At 30.9% G+C, this 15,390-nt stretch carries 14 protein-coding genes and 3 pseudogenes; 4 read left to right on the top strand and 13 right to left on the bottom strand.

All coding sequences use genetic code 11. The features are described from left to right. Positions 1-19: 19 nt before the first annotated feature. Complete coding sequence (locus tag BAU28_RS18320) at positions 20-550, bottom strand: DUF4269 domain-containing protein (protein ID WP_002172152.1); 531 nt, start codon at positions 548-550, stop codon at positions 20-22. A gap of 175 nt (positions 551-725) precedes the next feature. Here BAU28_RS18320 and BAU28_RS18315 point away from each other — a divergent pair, with 175 nt between their 5' ends. Further along, positions 726-1,175: a DUF2306 domain-containing protein gene (locus tag BAU28_RS18315; RefSeq protein ID WP_071719454.1), complete on the top strand. Its 450-nt coding sequence runs from the start codon at positions 726-728 to the stop codon at positions 1,173-1,175. Positions 1,176-1,278: 103 nt separating this feature from the next. Here the strand turns inward: BAU28_RS18315 and BAU28_RS18310 are convergent. Then, a pseudogene (locus BAU28_RS18310) lies at positions 1,279-2,142 on the bottom strand (glycerophosphodiester phosphodiesterase); the annotation flags it as partial. Between the two features lie 46 nt (positions 2,143-2,188). Continuing rightward, positions 2,189-2,989: a GNAT family N-acetyltransferase gene (locus BAU28_RS18305; RefSeq protein WP_071719453.1), complete on the bottom strand. Its 801-nt coding sequence runs from the start codon at positions 2,987-2,989 to the stop codon at positions 2,189-2,191. Positions 2,990-3,507: 518 nt separating this feature from the next. On the opposite strand from BAU28_RS18305, the gene BAU28_RS18300 reads away from it, so the two are divergent. Further along, a complete protein-coding gene (locus tag BAU28_RS18300; RefSeq protein WP_071719452.1) occupies positions 3,508-4,206 on the top strand; it encodes a hypothetical protein in 699 nt (232 codons plus the stop codon). Between the two features lie 191 nt (positions 4,207-4,397). On the opposite strand, the gene BAU28_RS18295 is transcribed toward BAU28_RS18300, so the two are convergent. Both BAU28_RS18295 and BAU28_RS18290 read right to left on the bottom strand, forming a co-directional pair. Beyond that, on the bottom strand, positions 4,398-4,970 hold the full coding sequence (locus tag BAU28_RS18295; protein WP_071719451.1) for a GNAT family N-acetyltransferase: 573 nt from the start codon (positions 4,968-4,970) through the stop codon (positions 4,398-4,400). A 593-nt stretch (positions 4,971-5,563) separates the two neighbouring features. After that, entirely contained in the window at positions 5,564-6,859 is a 1,296-nt protein-coding gene (locus BAU28_RS18290) for an MFS transporter (protein ID WP_071719450.1), read from the bottom strand. A 166-nt stretch (positions 6,860-7,025) separates the two neighbouring features. Here BAU28_RS18290 and BAU28_RS30995 point away from each other — a divergent pair. Continuing rightward, a pseudogene (locus BAU28_RS30995) lies at positions 7,026-7,295 on the top strand (MFS transporter); the annotation flags it as partial. A gap of 384 nt (positions 7,296-7,679) precedes the next feature. Next, positions 7,680-8,612 (top strand): NAD-dependent epimerase/dehydratase family protein, encoded by a 933-nt coding sequence (locus BAU28_RS18280; RefSeq protein ID WP_071719449.1) that lies wholly within the window; start codon positions 7,680-7,682, stop codon positions 8,610-8,612. A 239-nt stretch (positions 8,613-8,851) separates the two neighbouring features. On the opposite strand, the gene BAU28_RS18275 is transcribed toward BAU28_RS18280, so the two are convergent. The 8 genes and pseudogenes from BAU28_RS18275 to BAU28_RS18240 all read right to left on the bottom strand — a co-directional run bounded on the left by BAU28_RS18275 (position 8,852) and on the right by BAU28_RS18240 (position 15,354). Then, the gene (locus BAU28_RS18275) at positions 8,852-9,403 is read right to left on the bottom strand and encodes a TetR/AcrR family transcriptional regulator (protein ID WP_025149089.1); all 552 of its coding nucleotides are present in this window, start codon (positions 9,401-9,403) and stop codon (positions 8,852-8,854) included. A 348-nt stretch (positions 9,404-9,751) separates the two neighbouring features. Continuing rightward, positions 9,752-10,975 (bottom strand): methyltransferase domain-containing protein, encoded by a 1,224-nt coding sequence (locus BAU28_RS18270; RefSeq protein WP_071719448.1) that lies wholly within the window; start codon positions 10,973-10,975, stop codon positions 9,752-9,754. Between the two features lie 152 nt (positions 10,976-11,127). Next, on the bottom strand, positions 11,128-11,934 hold the full coding sequence (locus BAU28_RS18265) for a DegV family protein (RefSeq protein ID WP_025149091.1): 807 nt from the start codon (positions 11,932-11,934) through the stop codon (positions 11,128-11,130). A 199-nt stretch (positions 11,935-12,133) separates the two neighbouring features. Beyond that, positions 12,134-12,640: a DUF3189 family protein gene (locus tag BAU28_RS18260; RefSeq protein WP_071719447.1), complete on the bottom strand. Its 507-nt coding sequence runs from the start codon at positions 12,638-12,640 to the stop codon at positions 12,134-12,136. 79 nt (positions 12,641-12,719) lie between these two features. Beyond that, a complete protein-coding gene (locus tag BAU28_RS18255; protein WP_071719446.1) occupies positions 12,720-13,175 on the bottom strand; it encodes a CcdC protein domain-containing protein in 456 nt (151 codons plus the stop codon). A gap of 223 nt (positions 13,176-13,398) precedes the next feature. Then, positions 13,399-13,623: pseudogene (locus BAU28_RS18250) on the bottom strand (VanZ family protein); the annotation flags it as partial. Between the two features lie 107 nt (positions 13,624-13,730). Beyond that, on the bottom strand, positions 13,731-14,324 hold the full coding sequence (locus BAU28_RS18245; protein WP_071719445.1) for a GNAT family N-acetyltransferase: 594 nt from the start codon (positions 14,322-14,324) through the stop codon (positions 13,731-13,733). Between the two features lie 4 nt (positions 14,325-14,328). After that, positions 14,329-15,354, bottom strand: coding sequence for a serine hydrolase domain-containing protein (locus BAU28_RS18240; protein WP_071719444.1), 1,026 nt, complete (start codon positions 15,352-15,354; stop codon positions 14,329-14,331). Positions 15,355-15,390: the final 36 nt, after the last annotated feature.

Here is a 15,390-nt window from a genome sequence, read left to right as displayed (position 1 = left end):
GATTTTTTGTGTACCTTTTTTACCACAATCTCATTTCCTGTCCTAATAAAATAAGTTCTTTATAGGGATCACCATCAATTTTTAATACTTGCGCAAATGCCGGTTCTGTTTTTACACCTCGTTCTTTTAATTCAATTACTTCTCCTCTAATGTGTGGGTGCTGCATTAATAGCATGTGCTCCACTATCATATGTTTATATGCATTTTGGTTACGAACTGGCTGCGGTTGAGCAAATAATTCAAATTCAAAACCTTCAAATTGAAAATTCACCTTTATTGTTAAGATATTTTTAATATTTTTCTTTTTCATTTCAAATCCTTCGTATGAGCCATACAATGATCTGATTTCCTGTTCAAAAAAATCATAATTATGTACTTCCATTACAATGTCTAAGTCAGAATGAAGGGTATCAATTCTAATAGGGATTGTCCCGCAAAGTACAGGGCTATATAAAGCTAAATCCTCCATTATGTTTAGTTTATTAATAACTTCGTAAACTTTTTGTTGCTTATCATTCCCAGATTGTAAATATGTGATAGATGTAAACATAGAAGTCTCTCCTTCATTTAACGTAATACTCGTCTCACTAAATTTGAGAAAAAATTTAATCGTTTTATTTTGTTCTAGGAGTACCTATATTTCAATATATTAAGCCGAACTAACAATATTTTTCAACTTTTCTCCTATACTGCAATACTATAAAAATAAAAAAGGAGGAATTTTTATGAGCATTTTCAACATGATTTTGATCATACACATTTTATTTGGAGCAATATGCTTAATCACTGGTATCGTAGCGATGCTTGCTCAAAAAAAGAAAGGAAAACATACAGAATGGGGCGAAATATATCATGCATCCTATGTTGTTATAACCATTACTGCAATTATATTGTCCTTATTAAATTGGGATAAAATCGCATATTTATTTTATGTAGCAATTATCTCCTATGCATTTGCGATTTACGGATATCTTGCAAGAAAAAAGAGATGGAAAAATTGGCTAGGGCATCATATTAGAGGTATGCTAGGCTCTTATATCGGTGCAGTTACAAACATAGGGATGTATATTCCTGTTATAAATTTACTTCCACCAATATGGTTTTGGTTCTTACCTACACTAATTGGCATTCCTCTTGTATCTAGTGTATCAAAAAGGTATAAAAAACAAAGGTAAAATTAATTACAGTTTAATTACTTTCTAATTTATTTTTATAGGGATGACCAGGAAGAGAAAATAAAAAGAATCCAATAATACTTGGATTCTTTTTATTTATGATTTTTTTAGACGAAATTGAATGCAAACGATCCGGATAATTAGTAAATATCCCGTCTACACCCCATTTTAGTAACTTTTCCATATCTTTTTCATTATCTACTGTAAATGGATGAACTTCTAATCCATGTTTCTTTATTTTTTTTACATAGACTGCATCAATATATTTGTAGTTCATGCCTAGGCCAATGCAGTATGTTTTATAGTTTTTAATTTCTAAATCTGTTAATTGAACTGCTTTTTTAAATGATAATAATTGTACTAATGGTATATTGGCATTTAAACTATGAATCTTTCGTAGACTTTCTTCACTAAATGATTGAATAATAACTTTATCACTTATTTGATATTGATTTATAATTTCTAATAACTTTTCTTCCATTCCCGGATATTCATCTGGTGATTTTGTTTCGATATAATAATTAGCATTCTGTCCAAACGTTTCAATAATTTCTTCTAGTGTTAGAACTTTAGCATTTTCAAATTCTTTCTTTGCTAAATTTGGATACTTTTTATTGAAAAAAGAACCTGCATTCAGTTGTTTTATTTCATCTAACGTATGATCTTTTACAAAACCTGTACCGTTTGTTGTGCGGTTTAATGTTTCATCATGCATAGCTACTAAATGTCCGTCTTTTGTCATTTGGAGATCTATTTCTATATAGTCACCTTTTAATTGCTGTCCTAATTGATACGCTTCTAATGTATGTTCCGGTGCATATGCAGAAGCCCCTCTATGCGCGATGTTTTTAATATGGTTTGATTGATTAATAGCTTTTGTATATTTATGTTCATTTTCTTGTTGAAAAACAAAAATGCTTATTACTATAAAGAAACAGATGATTGTAATTATAGATATTTTCTTCATAACGGTATGTTTACTCCTATATTTAAAGCGATTTGACTCGGGTGAATTAATCAATTAAATGCCGATTTTCAAAAACAGTCATTTGTCCTACAGCTTGAAATCCAGATTTTTTATAAATATTTATTCCATCAGGTGAAGCTTGTAATACGCAGTAAGTATCTTTAAGTTGTTTTGCTTCTTGAAGCAGGAAATTGAACATAGTAGAACCAAATCCTTTTCCTCTCATATCTTCTTTAGTCGCTATATCATAAATACCGACGCTATCTTCCGTACATACTAAAGAGCCAACAGATACTACCTTGCCTTTATAAAGACCTAAGTATAGTTTCATGGCATCACTATTCCATAAATCTAAAGAGGCAATTTGATTATAGTATGCTTGAACGTGAGTACCTTCTGCTGATGTACCGAATAAAGCTGCTAACGTTTCACCAAATTGTTGTATTTGTTCTGGTGTAGACGCTTTTTGAATTATAAAATCTGCTGGTACGTCTATTATTGGATGTATTATTTTTAAATCTGCAACCATTGCAATATTATTTTCTGCTTCTTTTAAGCCGAGCTTTATTAATTCGCTTTTAACGTTTTGCTCTTGCTCTTCATTCCAGAACCAAACACTCATTGGAAAGCTCTTTTGATTAAAGTGTTCTAACGCAGTATATAATTGATTGACTCCTTCCGATAAGTTGTTGTTTAGTAAAGTGATAATATTGAATGTATCTGCAGGTAAACTGCAGTCAACGGCAATATAATCCTTTGTTTCTTTTACATTCATACCTTGCACATGACGGGCAACATAGATAATTTTGTATATAAAATTATCTATGAGTAAATTTTGATAATTCATCAATTATTCTCCTTTAAAAAATAGTAATTAAATAATATCTATATTAAATATAATATATAAGAAATTTCACATAATCTATGCCCCTCTCTTTTTTTACCCCTGTATATCACACGATGTAGCATGAGAAGAATTAAAAATGATATAACATTGTCGGAATGAAAAAAGTGGTATATAATAAATATTAACATTACTAGTAATTATTTTAGGTATTCCTAGAATAAAGGAGCGATACATATGAAAATTACTATTTATTTCGGAAGTCATGAAGATCAAGATGTTCGTACTATGGACTGTCATTTAGATGTAGAAGATACAGAAGAGATTGTTTCTGTATCATAATATAAATAGTTGGGATGAACCCTCTTCCCTACAGCGTTTAAGACACCTTTTATAGGTGTCTTTTTTGTTGTTTTTTTCATCAAAAAACCTTTACTTTAGAGCGTTTTAATAGTAAAATATAAATATACGAACAAACGTTCTTTTTTATTTTAATTGTACATGAAGGGATGATTTTTACAATGGCTCAAGCAAAGCGCAGAGGAAGAAAAAAGCAAACACCTATTATTTCAAATACAGGCTTTATCGGCTCTGTCTTTATTGATACATTGGAGTTACAAAAGAAATCCTATTATTTCGCTCGTAAAAAACTTCAAATTGTTCATCACGTATTAGATGGTCTATCTGGAGCAATGAGTGCTTTATTTAAAGAACATAATATTTCAGCACATATGTCATGTGTATATTTACATAAACAAAAGAAAATCGGATTTGTTCTTTCAACAAAACCGTTTGAACAAAATGATGGCGTTGCTTACTTTATAAATTATTTGATTGAAAAGAATTTTTACGGTGACGAAGATATTGAATATCAAGAAGTATTTAATACAGGCTTTATCGGTGTAGTATTCGCCGATTTATCTAGTATAGATCGTTTTAATTTTGATTTTGAAATGAGCATGTTATCAAAATTAATGAAAGATATGATTATTCCTGTTAAGGAACTCTTTTTACGCCACAATGTACCAGCATACATCTCTACCTCTCATTTAGAAGAACAAAATAAATTAGGTTTCGTTCTATCTGTAAAGCCATACGATGAACGCGCTGAAGCCGATTTATACTTCGAAACATATTTAAAAGAACGTGGATTATATATTGGTGATGAAGAGGATGATATTGATAAGATTGTTATTAGAAAAACAGCTGAATTACGATAGAAAAGCGCAGGATGATACGCCTGCGCTTTTGATAATTTATGAACAACGGGTATATCCAAAAATCTTATCCACGAAATTACCCTCTCAAGTAATGATTATTCTCTAAACGTACATTTTCGGGATATGAACTTAATTGTTTTTCTTATTTATCAAACATATAACCCCGTTCAAAAGAGAACTGGTTAGAAATTTTAAATATTCATGTATTCTTCTTTGAGGATACCGAATATTTCTAAATCGACAACTCCCTTACCAGACCATAATGTGGCTTGTCTTAACAATCCTTCCTTTATAAAACCGTTTTTTAAGAGAACCTTAGTTGAAGCTTCGTTTGCGGGCATGACTTCTGCTTGAATTCTATTTACATTCACTTCATCAAATAAAAATTTTAATAGCATACGAACGGATTCAGTTGCAATGCCCTTTCTCCAATTGTCCTCTGCTAAAAAGTAACCAATAGATACCATGTTCACTTTTTGATTAAAATCCATAGCTTCTATAATTCCCAACAATGTATTACTTTGCTTTTTCTGAAAGATTCCCCACTTAACTCTACTTTTTTTATGGTAATCCCTATCAAAATGACCAATCATCTTCTTTACCGTTTGTATATTATGTTTAGGAATGATCCCGCAATATTCAAATACATTTTCGTTGTCATAGATCATATATACTTCTTGTAAGTGTTCCTCTTCAATTTTTCTTAATACTAGATTAGCAGACTCCAATATTGGGAAATCTCCAAAAATCATTTCTAAATTCATGTTATTCTCTCCTTAAAATTATTCCTCAATGGGTATGTAAATCTTCATTTTCATTTGGAGATATTGAATTTAAGACATCGGTAATATCAGTAAGTTCTTTTCAATGAATTCAATTGATTTTTGTATACTTTCAAAGTAATCCATTCCTCAACACCTCTGTATAGTTCATATTTTATAATTTAAACAAAAGATTTTTTTGATAATTTGTACATTTATATTGTAACCTACACATTATTCTTTTTTATGGGATTTTGAGTTCAATTTAAAAAACAGCTTTCCTTTAACGTAAGGAAGGCTGTTTTTTAAATTCTATAAAATGTATTAGTGTGGGTTTTATATCAAAATGTTGGTGGTACCCCTTTTTGTACTAATGAAATCTTCTCCATTTTTCAAAATGAATTTAAAGGTTAACTTTACACTTCTTTTATAGTTTTCTTGTGTAAACTCATTACCAAAAACTCACCTTCAAGAATTGCTGCATTCGTTTCTTCCCATACTAAAACATACTCCTCTAGTAAATTTACGGTATGACAATCAGATACTATTCTATAATTAATTTTATAACACTACTTAATAAACAATTTAAGAAGCTACTAAACACTATAATCTTTCGAATGAACTTCTAATATTAAACGATTTGAAGAAACCTTATTCAATATTAGATAAAAGATTCCTCCTATAATTGGAATAGTATAGGCTGGAATATAGTTTAATAATATACCTGATAGTGCCATTGCTATAGGGAGCATCATTTTACCTATACTTAATCCAATGCTGAGTACTCTCCCTCTATATTCATTTGGAATCTCTTTTTGCATGAAACAAGCTAATGGTATATCAATTAGAACTATAATTAGCCCTAAAAAGAACATAACAACACAATACGTAATAACGTATGCAAAACCATTTACTTCAAAACTTTTGAATAAAACTGGAATTCCTGAAATAATCATAAAAACTGCCAACATAAAACTTAACTTTTTTAAAAGATAGGAGTAAGAAAAACGATTAGTTATCTTTTTTACTAGTATTGCACCAACTATCATCCCTACTGGAAAAGTCCCTTGAATCATCCCAAATTGTTTAGAACTTAGATTGAGAACCGTGTTAATAATGTATGGCAATGGAACAGTTACTGCAAAGCCTAAGAAGAAATTAAGTGATATTAAAATACTAAACGTATTCTTTAAGCTTTCATTTTCAATTAAGTAAGAAAATCCCTCTTTTATATCTTTGATAAAATTAATGCCTGTTTGTGAACATTCCTCATTTATGTTGCACTCGAACAATTTAAAGTGAATAAACAACATGGATATGCCCGAAAGAATAAATGAAATACCATTTATAATAATAAAATTTTTTATATCTAAGAAAACAAAAACGATGCCACCTAGCATAGGACCGAGAATTAAAGATACAGAATCGATAATTTTACTTATAGAGTTAATACTCATAAGCCTCTCTTTAGAGACAATATTTGGTTTTGCGGCTTCTAATCCTATTCCAAAAAATGTTGTAAATACCGTCATAAGAAAGGTAGTAGTATAAATGATGAATAAGTTTAATCCATAATTGCTGCTGAATATATATACTGCGATTAATACCCCTCCATTAAGTAGATCCATACAAACAACCAGCTTCTTTTTATCAACCTTATCTGCGATTACGCCGGCAAATGGATTTATAATAATCATTGGAATAGTTCCTAATATGAGCGTAAGTGCAAAATTGAATGCTGACCCAGTTATTTGTAAAACATATAACCCTAATGCGAAACTATAAATAGAGCTACCAAATATAGATACTGTTTTCGCAATTGAATAGAGACAAATATTTCTTAGTTCTTGATTGCTTTTTTTATTTTCTAAACGTAATCGTAAACTCCCCATAACTTTTCCCTCCCGCTGAACTTTGTATTACGTACAGTATAAGTTCTCGGGTCAACCCAATATCAATATGCTATTATTAAAAACTTCTAAAAGAAAAATTTAAAAAGATGGGTTAACCCCATGACCATCAGCTTAAGGTTTTGGTATACTCCCACAACGATAAAATCAACAAAGGTATTTAATCCAAACCGCCCCAGACACATCAGATATACAGCAAAGCTTTAATAATTCCGTACTACAAATCGGAATTTCACTCGGGTCTGCAGTCGGAGGTATAGCTTTAAAGCAAGTAAATAAAGTCGCCAACATGACCTGGGTTGGCGGATTTCTAGTTCTTCTATCTTTAGGTTTGGCTATCTTTTCTATCACTAGACATACGCTGACAAGAGAATGCCATGTGAGTGCTAAACGTATAGATATGCACACTTCTATTTAATTTAACTTTGGTGTTACTATATAATTCGTCTAATAAGTAAAAGAGGAAGTGAATCGCTTGTTTTAATAAAAAGTCCGGTTATAAAACCGGACTTTTTTTATTTAGCCATAGACTATTAATCTTTTGATTATCTATTCAACACTCTTATAAACACTTTCTAATTAAGATGCTGAATTCATTTTAATACATGAGTTCACCAAAACACCTTAAAATAATTAACACTTTCAACACTTTTGTTGAATATCCAACAAATCCAGCTAATTTAACCATTGTATGTAGTTTCCTATTAATTATAATTATAAACAGTTGTTGATTAACAAGATCTCATTTGCTTTAACTGATATTACAAACAAGTTTTATAATGAATATTTAGGAGGTACATGTATGAAAGTACTTATTATTGGCGCAACTGGATACCTAGGTTCAACGATTGTAGAAAATTTCAAAAAACAAAATGTTGAACTTTATGGATTGGCTAGATCTATAGAATCATATAAAAAAATAAAAAGAATGGGCATTTCCCCAATAAAGGGAGATATTTTTAAACCAGAAACATTAAAAGTAGCTACAGAACAAGTAGATGCAGTGATTCATGTAGCTGCACCAGGTAATGCATTTAATGATGGAGCTCCTGCGTTTAATGAGGATCACGAAGCTATCAAAACAGTTCTAGATACAATGAAAGGAACAAATAAAACCTTTATATATTCAAGTGGTGCAATGGTTATTGCGGACTTACAAAAAATCGGAGAAGCAGCTCCACATATGTCTGAAGAAATACCTGCGATTAATCCACCTTCTTTTGTTGCCAAGAGGGTAGAAACAGAAAATATGGTTTTACAGGCAGCAGACTTTGGAATTAGATCGATTGTTATTAGAATTCCTCACATTTATGGTAAGGGAAAAAACTTTATGTTCCCATTTTTAATTGATACGGCCATGAAAGAAAAAGCTAGCTTTTATATTAATGAGGGGGAAAATCTTATCTCCTTTGTTCATGTAGAAGATTTAGCAGAGCTCTATTGGTTAGCATTGAAGAATTCTCCTGCTGGTGAACTGTATCATCCAGCAAGTTTCGACATGAATATGAAAAGCATTGCCCTGTCAATCAGTGACAAACTAGGTTTTGTTGTACAAACAAACAGTATTTCGTTCGAAGAAGCTAAAGTACTTTGGGGAGAGGCTCCCTCCCTTGTGTTCGGAATAAATGCAAATTTAAACAGTACCAAAGCAACTAATGTATTACATTGGATTCCCAAATATTCCTCAATTGACGAGGAAATTGAGGAGATTTTCAAACTGAAGTATGGTAACTAATAACACTTAAGAGGATTTTTCAATTTACGATCCTATTAAAATTCGGATTTCTTTCCTCTAAATAGTTTTTTTGTTATTTTGAACCTACTATATTCTTAATTTTTCTCTTATCATCCAAGAAATACCCTATAGAATGGACTTTTTTCTATGTCTATTCTATAGGGTACATTTTTATCATTTACGTATACCTTTTATAGTTTTCAAAATGATAAGTAGGGTTAAAACTGTAATAGGAACACCTATATATTTCTTTCAATCAATATCTCAAGTTGTTGCTCCATTACATGTGGTGGATAAGGCATTTTGTTCATAAACCACCACTCCACTACTTGTACGCAAGCCGCCCCCAAAAATTGAAGAATAACTTCTTCTTTTACCCCTTTATTTTTCCCCTCATTTGTATTTATCCTCCTAGCATCCTTGATACTTTCAATGAAAAACTCCAGGAACCGTTTTCGGAAGAATGGGGCTCCTTTGCTGCATAACATCGCTGAAAAAAATATATAATTGCTTTCAAAATATTCGAATGAGCTAGTGATCCCATCTGTAGAAGCACTTTGAGATGGCATCTCACAGATTCCACGCAATTCGTTAATATGTTCCTCAATAAGTTTATCCAACAAATCATATTTATCAATATAATGAAGATAAATGGTTCCTCGGTTAACATCTGCGCTATTAGCAATATCCTGTATAGTAATGTCATCAAATGATTTTGTACACATCAGTTCAGTAATAGCTTTTTTAATAGCTTTTTGACTTTTTGTTATTCTCCTATCCACTTTAGACATAACTCGTTCACCAAACTTTCCTAAACGTAATTAGTAATTCCCATTAACGTGCTGAATATTAAGTAGATAACGCTCACTTAAAATATTATAATATTTTCAATAAAGATTATAGACAAATGTTGATTAATCACTCAATGTTTATTTTCCAAAAGCTTTAATTATCATAACTATTATAAGTCCAAAAGAAATAGCAATAATAAATTAAAACGTAATGAGTATATAAAACTGCTGTTTAATCTCTTACAGAAAAACGGACGAAAATCCCATAGGTATGAGATGAAAACCTTATTTGATATCTTAGGTGTCATATACAACTTTTCTATGTCGCACATTCATGTAGAGATGGGATTACCCCCATCTTTTTCCGAAAAATGAATATGTATAAATTTCTTCTCCTTGAACAAAGAAATCCTCGTATTTTCCGCCTCGTTCCAAATAACTTGAAGTTCTTTCATCAATGGATTGAAACTGTAGATTTTGGATTTCTTTCGTTACTTTTGAAAGTGTAAAATTTTCTCGAAACCTAGTTACAATTTGGCTGTTTATGCTAAAATTTTTAAATAAAATAAATAAACTTAATAAAAAACAATCAGGTTTTAAAAGAGAATTTAATTTGTGAAGTAAAAAATCTTCATGCTCAAAACTGTAATTACTAGTACCAGACTGATCAATTACAATATCAACAGACTGATTCTGAATAGGTATATTTAAAAAATCAGCACAGATAAAGAGGATGTTTCTTTTCGGATTGCTTCTCTCTAATACATCTTTTAAAAATAGCAGTTTATTCAAATCTCGATCAACTGCAATATATAAGCAATCTTCGGGTAGTTCTTCATAAATGTTTCGCAAAAAGAACCCAAGACCCGATCCTATATCAAGTAGTATTTTGTTATTTAAATCTAATTGTATTAGTTTCTTTTTCGCCCATTCTCCTTCTCTATGCATATTTTCCAAATATGCAGTATCAGTTTCATGAATATAATCCGAAATAGAATCTTCAAGTGAAGTTCGCTCATATGCTTTAAATAAATTACCAGCTGTTATAATCCCTGAAGTAATAATGTATTCTTCACCACAGTTACAAATTAACTTCCCCTCTGTAATTTGATTGCTTTTAATAATTCCATTTTGAAGAATTAAGTTTTTGCTACACTTAGAACATATAAGTAAATGAAGTACGCTTAAATCTATCCCTAAAATAGAATTCGAAGTTTCATTTGTTAGAGATAAATCATTTAACACTTCTTTTAATTTATCTCTTCTCTCCTCTAAAATTTGTATTTCTTGTTCAATCTTTTCGTATTTCAATTTAAATAAAGATTGGTAAAAAGTATCTTTTTCGTAATTCATAGATTTCGCTAAATTTTTATAAAGAAAAAGTTCTTTTATTTCATTCAAGCTAAATCCTAGCCATTTGTACTCTAATATAAGCTCTACATCTTTTTGACAATACGCATCAAAAAAATAGTGGCCACCCTTCTTTTCAGGAATAATTAGTCCGAGATCCATATAATGTCTGATTGTATCTATACTTAGATTATTTATCTTTCCGAACTTACCGATTTTCATAATATCACTACCATTATAGTATTTGTTTATAAATACTTCTTTTTTTATAGTAGAAAATCCTTTTATCTATACATTATTATTTATGATACGGGGATGATGTAATGAAGGTTTTATATAATAAAAAACCCGTGAATCATTCACGGGTTTTCCTTTTAATAACTAATTGCTATTGTACCTTCACCGGCATGAACAGCAAATGAAATTGGTAATGGATACAGTTTGAAATCCATTTCAGGGAATGCTTGTCTTATATCTGAAATCCATTCCTCAGCACCATCTTTATCATTAGCATGGAACATATGGAGTACTTTTGGTAGCTCTTTCTCAAGCTCATTTTTAATGTATTCTCTACACTTTTGGATTTTGCGTACTTTCTTTTCAAGTAAAAGTTCCCCACCTTTTACTTCCAAAATTAAGTTGACACTTAATAAACTTCCAAGTAAAAATTGAACTCCTTTTACACGACCACTTGCATATAGACCTTTTAAACTCTTTGGAAATACATGAAAAGGTCTTCTTTTTTCATCTACTAATGTTTTGTGTATATCTTGTAAAGTCATACCATCATTGTATAACGATTTCGCTTTTCTAATTAGTTCATCCATTGGATAACTTGTTGTTTCACTATCTAATACAGTTAAATGGAAACCTGCCATTTCTGCAGCTAGCTTCATATTTTGATATGTTCCACTTACTTTTCCGCTAATAGCGACTGCGAATCCTTCTTCGTATTCTTCTTTACATTTCGTAAATAACTCTACCATTTCCCCAATGTTTGGCTGTGATGTAGTGACAGTTTTACCTTCGTTTAACGCATTATAGACGCGTTCACGCACACCTTCTTCACAATCTTTGTACGGCACTCCATCAATAATAACTTCAATTGGGATAACAAAGTTATCTCCTTCTGTTGTAAAACTCGCAGTTGTACTATCAGTAATCCAAGCAACACGCTTCATGTTGTTCCTCCCTTAATTCTATTCCTCTTTTCTGACTTTTCTATATATTTATATTACAAAAAGAGAATATCCCTGTAATAGTAACAGGACTTTCTTATTTTTGCTATAGTAGATGAATATTAAATGTGAATATTTTTTGTCTATTTCACAAATAAAAAAGAAAATCAGGATATTTTCCCGATTTTTCTCTAATAATACATTATTTAAAAGTTTCATTATCTAAAATTACAACATAATCATTGGTCATTCGCCCAGCTTCTTTCGTATAACTTACAAGTCGTTGTATGTTATCACAGCAAATTTTCGCTCCCCATACGAGTAACGGTACACCGATAAAGTCGATGTGTAACCTTCTAGAAAACAGACCACCTAAAGTCATTGGTAAAGGAACTGTTGGTGATGTATTAGAAAAAATAATCTTTTCATGGCTTTGATAATGTTTTTGCAGAATCTCTCCTAAATGCTTCATCGCAGGTACAACGACTTTTGATGCCCCGCATCCAATTGTATATACAGGATTCCCATATTCATCTTGTCCATGAAAAATAATTTTCCCCATATCTTCTGTTTTCAATTTATTAAAGTAATCCACATTTAAAATTTCTTCTTTCGTTAACTTCCGATCAGTTGGTAATTTATTTAGATGATAAGCTGCAGCGAGTGAAGTTGTATGTGTTCCACCGAAGTCTGTATAGATAAAAATCATAATATCATCCCTTATTATAAAAAGTTCAATGTTAATTAGTATCACCATTCAAAAGATTGTTAAACAAGGGATGAATTTTTTATACTTTTTGTGTTAATTCATTATATTTCTTCCAAATATAATATCGTCTACTAATAACAGTACCTAATGTGATACATAAAAAGGCATTCGTTACAATCATTAATGTATAGGGCGTACTGCCAGAAAACATGCTTTGCTTAATTACGATTTTCGCACCTAAAATAACAAGGAGAATAACTGTACTTAACAAATTTCCTTTTCGTAATACATGACCCGTTTCACTATCTAATCGAAATGTTAAAGCTTTGCCTCTTATAATTCCAAGGACCAATCCAATTCCAAGCATTGCAACGAAAAGAAGTCCTTGCAATAAAGTTACTTGCTCCATGTGAACAATGGATTGAGTTGTTACATAACACAATAAAGCTGGAACGAGCCAAATACGATTAATTTTTATTTTACGTTCTTTCCCTTGCATTAAAACGATAATAAGAATAACAACGATAATATCCAATTAAATCCCCCCCTATTTACTCACTTCCCTTTAAAAATTATATTTCCCTTTCTTTATTCCATACTTGAAATACAATAGCTACTTTGAATTGTAAAATATAGAATGTGATTTTTCATCAGTCCTAAGCATTATTTATAAAAGCAAAAAGACGCACTTTTTACTTGTACGTCTTTTAGTACCTTTATTCAAAACAAGTACATTTTTTATGAACTCGTTTAAACTTTTAGTTCTCCTTAGATTCTACACCTTTAGAATTAGTTTTATCTAATACTTGAATGTTAAATTTAGCAGCTAGTTTTAAAGTGATTTTATAAATGAAATATCCAAGAATAGAACCTAGAACGTTACAGATTACATCATCAATATCGGTAATGCGTCCCCATCCACTAATTATCGACTCAATTAATTGTAACAATTCAATACAAACTGATATAACAAACCCTAATAATTAAGTGTATATATAACATAATTTTTATGTTTCTATAATTGAAATCCATTAAAGAAAACCTTCATTTTGTATATAAAATGAAGGTTTTCGATTTATCGCTTATCGCATTAACTAAAATACTTTTCAAAGCAGATGCAATCATGAACCCGTTTAAATTGTTTTCTTATTTCTTCTTTATTTTCACCTGTATAATGAGCAAATGTTTGAACCGGATATAACTGTTTTATATTACTATTTATCACATCTTTTATTTCATCTGTATGATCAGAATATACATGTAAATAGGAATCTACGTTTACAAAATCATTATTTCCATACCATTGTTGAACCCATAAATCATCTCTAGTCCATGCTTCCAGTCGATTTAGCTTAAGTTCTTTCGCTAACTTTTCTGCTTCATTTAATAGCTGATTACCAATTCTCATTCTGCGAAAATCGGGATGAACTGCAATATGCCAAATCATACCGCCAAGACCAGTTCCTCTTGAACAAACAGTACGTTCTTCTAATTCGTATTCAATATCTATCAAACCCACTATTTGATCTTCGTGTACAGCTACTAATTCAATAGCAGGATTTTCATATTTTTCTTTCTCTCTAAATACATTATCATAATATGCAGTATCTAAAAAAGATAACGCACGACAACGTACCCAGCCTATTTCATCGTCTTTTTTATATGCCCTAATCTTAATATCCATGTAATCAAAAAACTCCTTCTATTTCTGCCATTAATTTTTCAGGTCCTGCCCCTTTATTTGATGGAATAACTAATGTAATTCCTAAGTCTGGGTATACGGCCGAGCGAAAACTCACACCTGGATCATAACCCATTACATGATATTTAATAATGTTGTTTTGTTTTTTCTCAATCCATATTCCATAGCCGTAAGACTGACTATCGTTTACCAAAATGTGAGGAGTTAAAAGTAACTTCGTATATTCGCGGTTTAATATTTCATTGTTAAATAGAGCCTCCCAAAATTTCAACATGTCCGGTGCGGTAATGTAAGCCCCACCATCAGCACCGCCCTTTATAGGTATAGAGTATGTATTTGTTCTCCACTTTTCGTTATTTCCATCTTTTATATATCCAAGGGCTGTATGCGTTGGTAATTTATCTAAAGAAAAATAGCCGGAATCATTCATTCCAATTGGCATGAATATATTCTTTTTTATATATTCCGTAAATTCGAGTCCCGTCTGTTGTTCTATAATTAATCCAAGTATGATAAAACCGGCATTGTTGTAGTGAAACTTACTTCCTGGTGCAAATATCATAGTACTGTTTTGGAATAATGGTAAAAAGTCGCTTAAACCTTTTAAAAGATACATAGGCGTTTGTTTCCAAAGGTCCTCAAAGTTATCCATAATACTTTCATCAAAATAATCAGGAATACCAGAGCTATGTGTTAAAAGTTGATGTATTGTAATATCTTTATCGAAGTTTGGAAATTCAATATGTAAACAATCTTTTAATTTTGTATGAAAAGTAATTACACCTTTTTCAACAAGTTGACAGATGCCAATTGCAGTGAATAATTTACAACCTGAAGCAATGCCAAATCGTGTTTGTAGCGTATTATTTATTCGTTCACTTCGGTTAGAATATCCAAACGAGCTTTCGTAGATAATGTCATTTTCTCTTTTAATTAAGACTACTCCAGAAAACTCTAATTCTTGGTACAGTTCTTTTACAATTCTCTCAACCGCATCATTTGTATTGATCATAACAACCACCCTCATATGTCAATAATGTTCTTCCAC

Origin of the sequence: Bacillus paramycoides, assembly GCF_001884235.1 — a bacterium.
In the GTDB taxonomy this organism is placed as follows: domain Bacteria; phylum Bacillota; class Bacilli; order Bacillales; family Bacillaceae_G; genus Bacillus_A; species Bacillus_A paramycoides.
Note: the sequence above shows the minus strand (reverse complement) of the source record. Positions and strands in the feature narration are given on the sequence as shown.

What these genes read in the sequence shown, in the direction of transcription:
- BAU28_RS18270 (WP_071719448.1), bottom strand. Translation starts at nt 10,975, where the DNA reads ATGAAAATCGGTAAGTTCGGAAAGATAAATAATCTAAGTATAGATACA.
- BAU28_RS18290 (WP_071719450.1), bottom strand. Translation starts at nt 6,859, where the DNA reads ATGGGGAGTTTACGATTACGTTTAGAAAATAAAAAAAGCAATCAAGAA.
- BAU28_RS18315 (WP_071719454.1), top strand. Translation starts at nt 726, where the DNA reads ATGAGCATTTTCAACATGATTTTGATCATACACATTTTATTTGGAGCA.
- BAU28_RS18245 (WP_071719445.1), bottom strand. Translation starts at nt 14,324, where the DNA reads ATGGATATTAAGATTAGGGCATATAAAAAAGACGATGAAATAGGCTGG.
- BAU28_RS18240 (WP_071719444.1), bottom strand. Translation starts at nt 15,354, where the DNA reads ATGATCAATACAAATGATGCGGTTGAGAGAATTGTAAAAGAACTGTAC.
- BAU28_RS18320 (WP_002172152.1), bottom strand. Translation starts at nt 550, where the DNA reads ATGTTTACATCTATCACATATTTACAATCTGGGAATGATAAGCAACAA.
- BAU28_RS18275 (WP_025149089.1), bottom strand. Translation starts at nt 9,403, where the DNA reads ATGTCTAAAGTGGATAGGAGAATAACAAAAAGTCAAAAAGCTATTAAA.
- BAU28_RS18265 (WP_025149091.1), bottom strand. Translation starts at nt 11,934, where the DNA reads ATGAAGCGTGTTGCTTGGATTACTGATAGTACAACTGCGAGTTTTACA.
- BAU28_RS18305 (WP_071719453.1), bottom strand. Translation starts at nt 2,989, where the DNA reads ATGAATTATCAAAATTTACTCATAGATAATTTTATATACAAAATTATC.
- BAU28_RS18280 (WP_071719449.1), top strand. Translation starts at nt 7,680, where the DNA reads ATGAAAGTACTTATTATTGGCGCAACTGGATACCTAGGTTCAACGATT.
- BAU28_RS18295 (WP_071719451.1), bottom strand. Translation starts at nt 4,970, where the DNA reads ATGAATTTAGAAATGATTTTTGGAGATTTCCCAATATTGGAGTCTGCT.
- BAU28_RS18300 (WP_071719452.1), top strand. Translation starts at nt 3,508, where the DNA reads ATGGCTCAAGCAAAGCGCAGAGGAAGAAAAAAGCAAACACCTATTATT.
- BAU28_RS18260 (WP_071719447.1), bottom strand. Translation starts at nt 12,640, where the DNA reads ATGATTTTTATCTATACAGACTTCGGTGGAACACATACAACTTCACTC.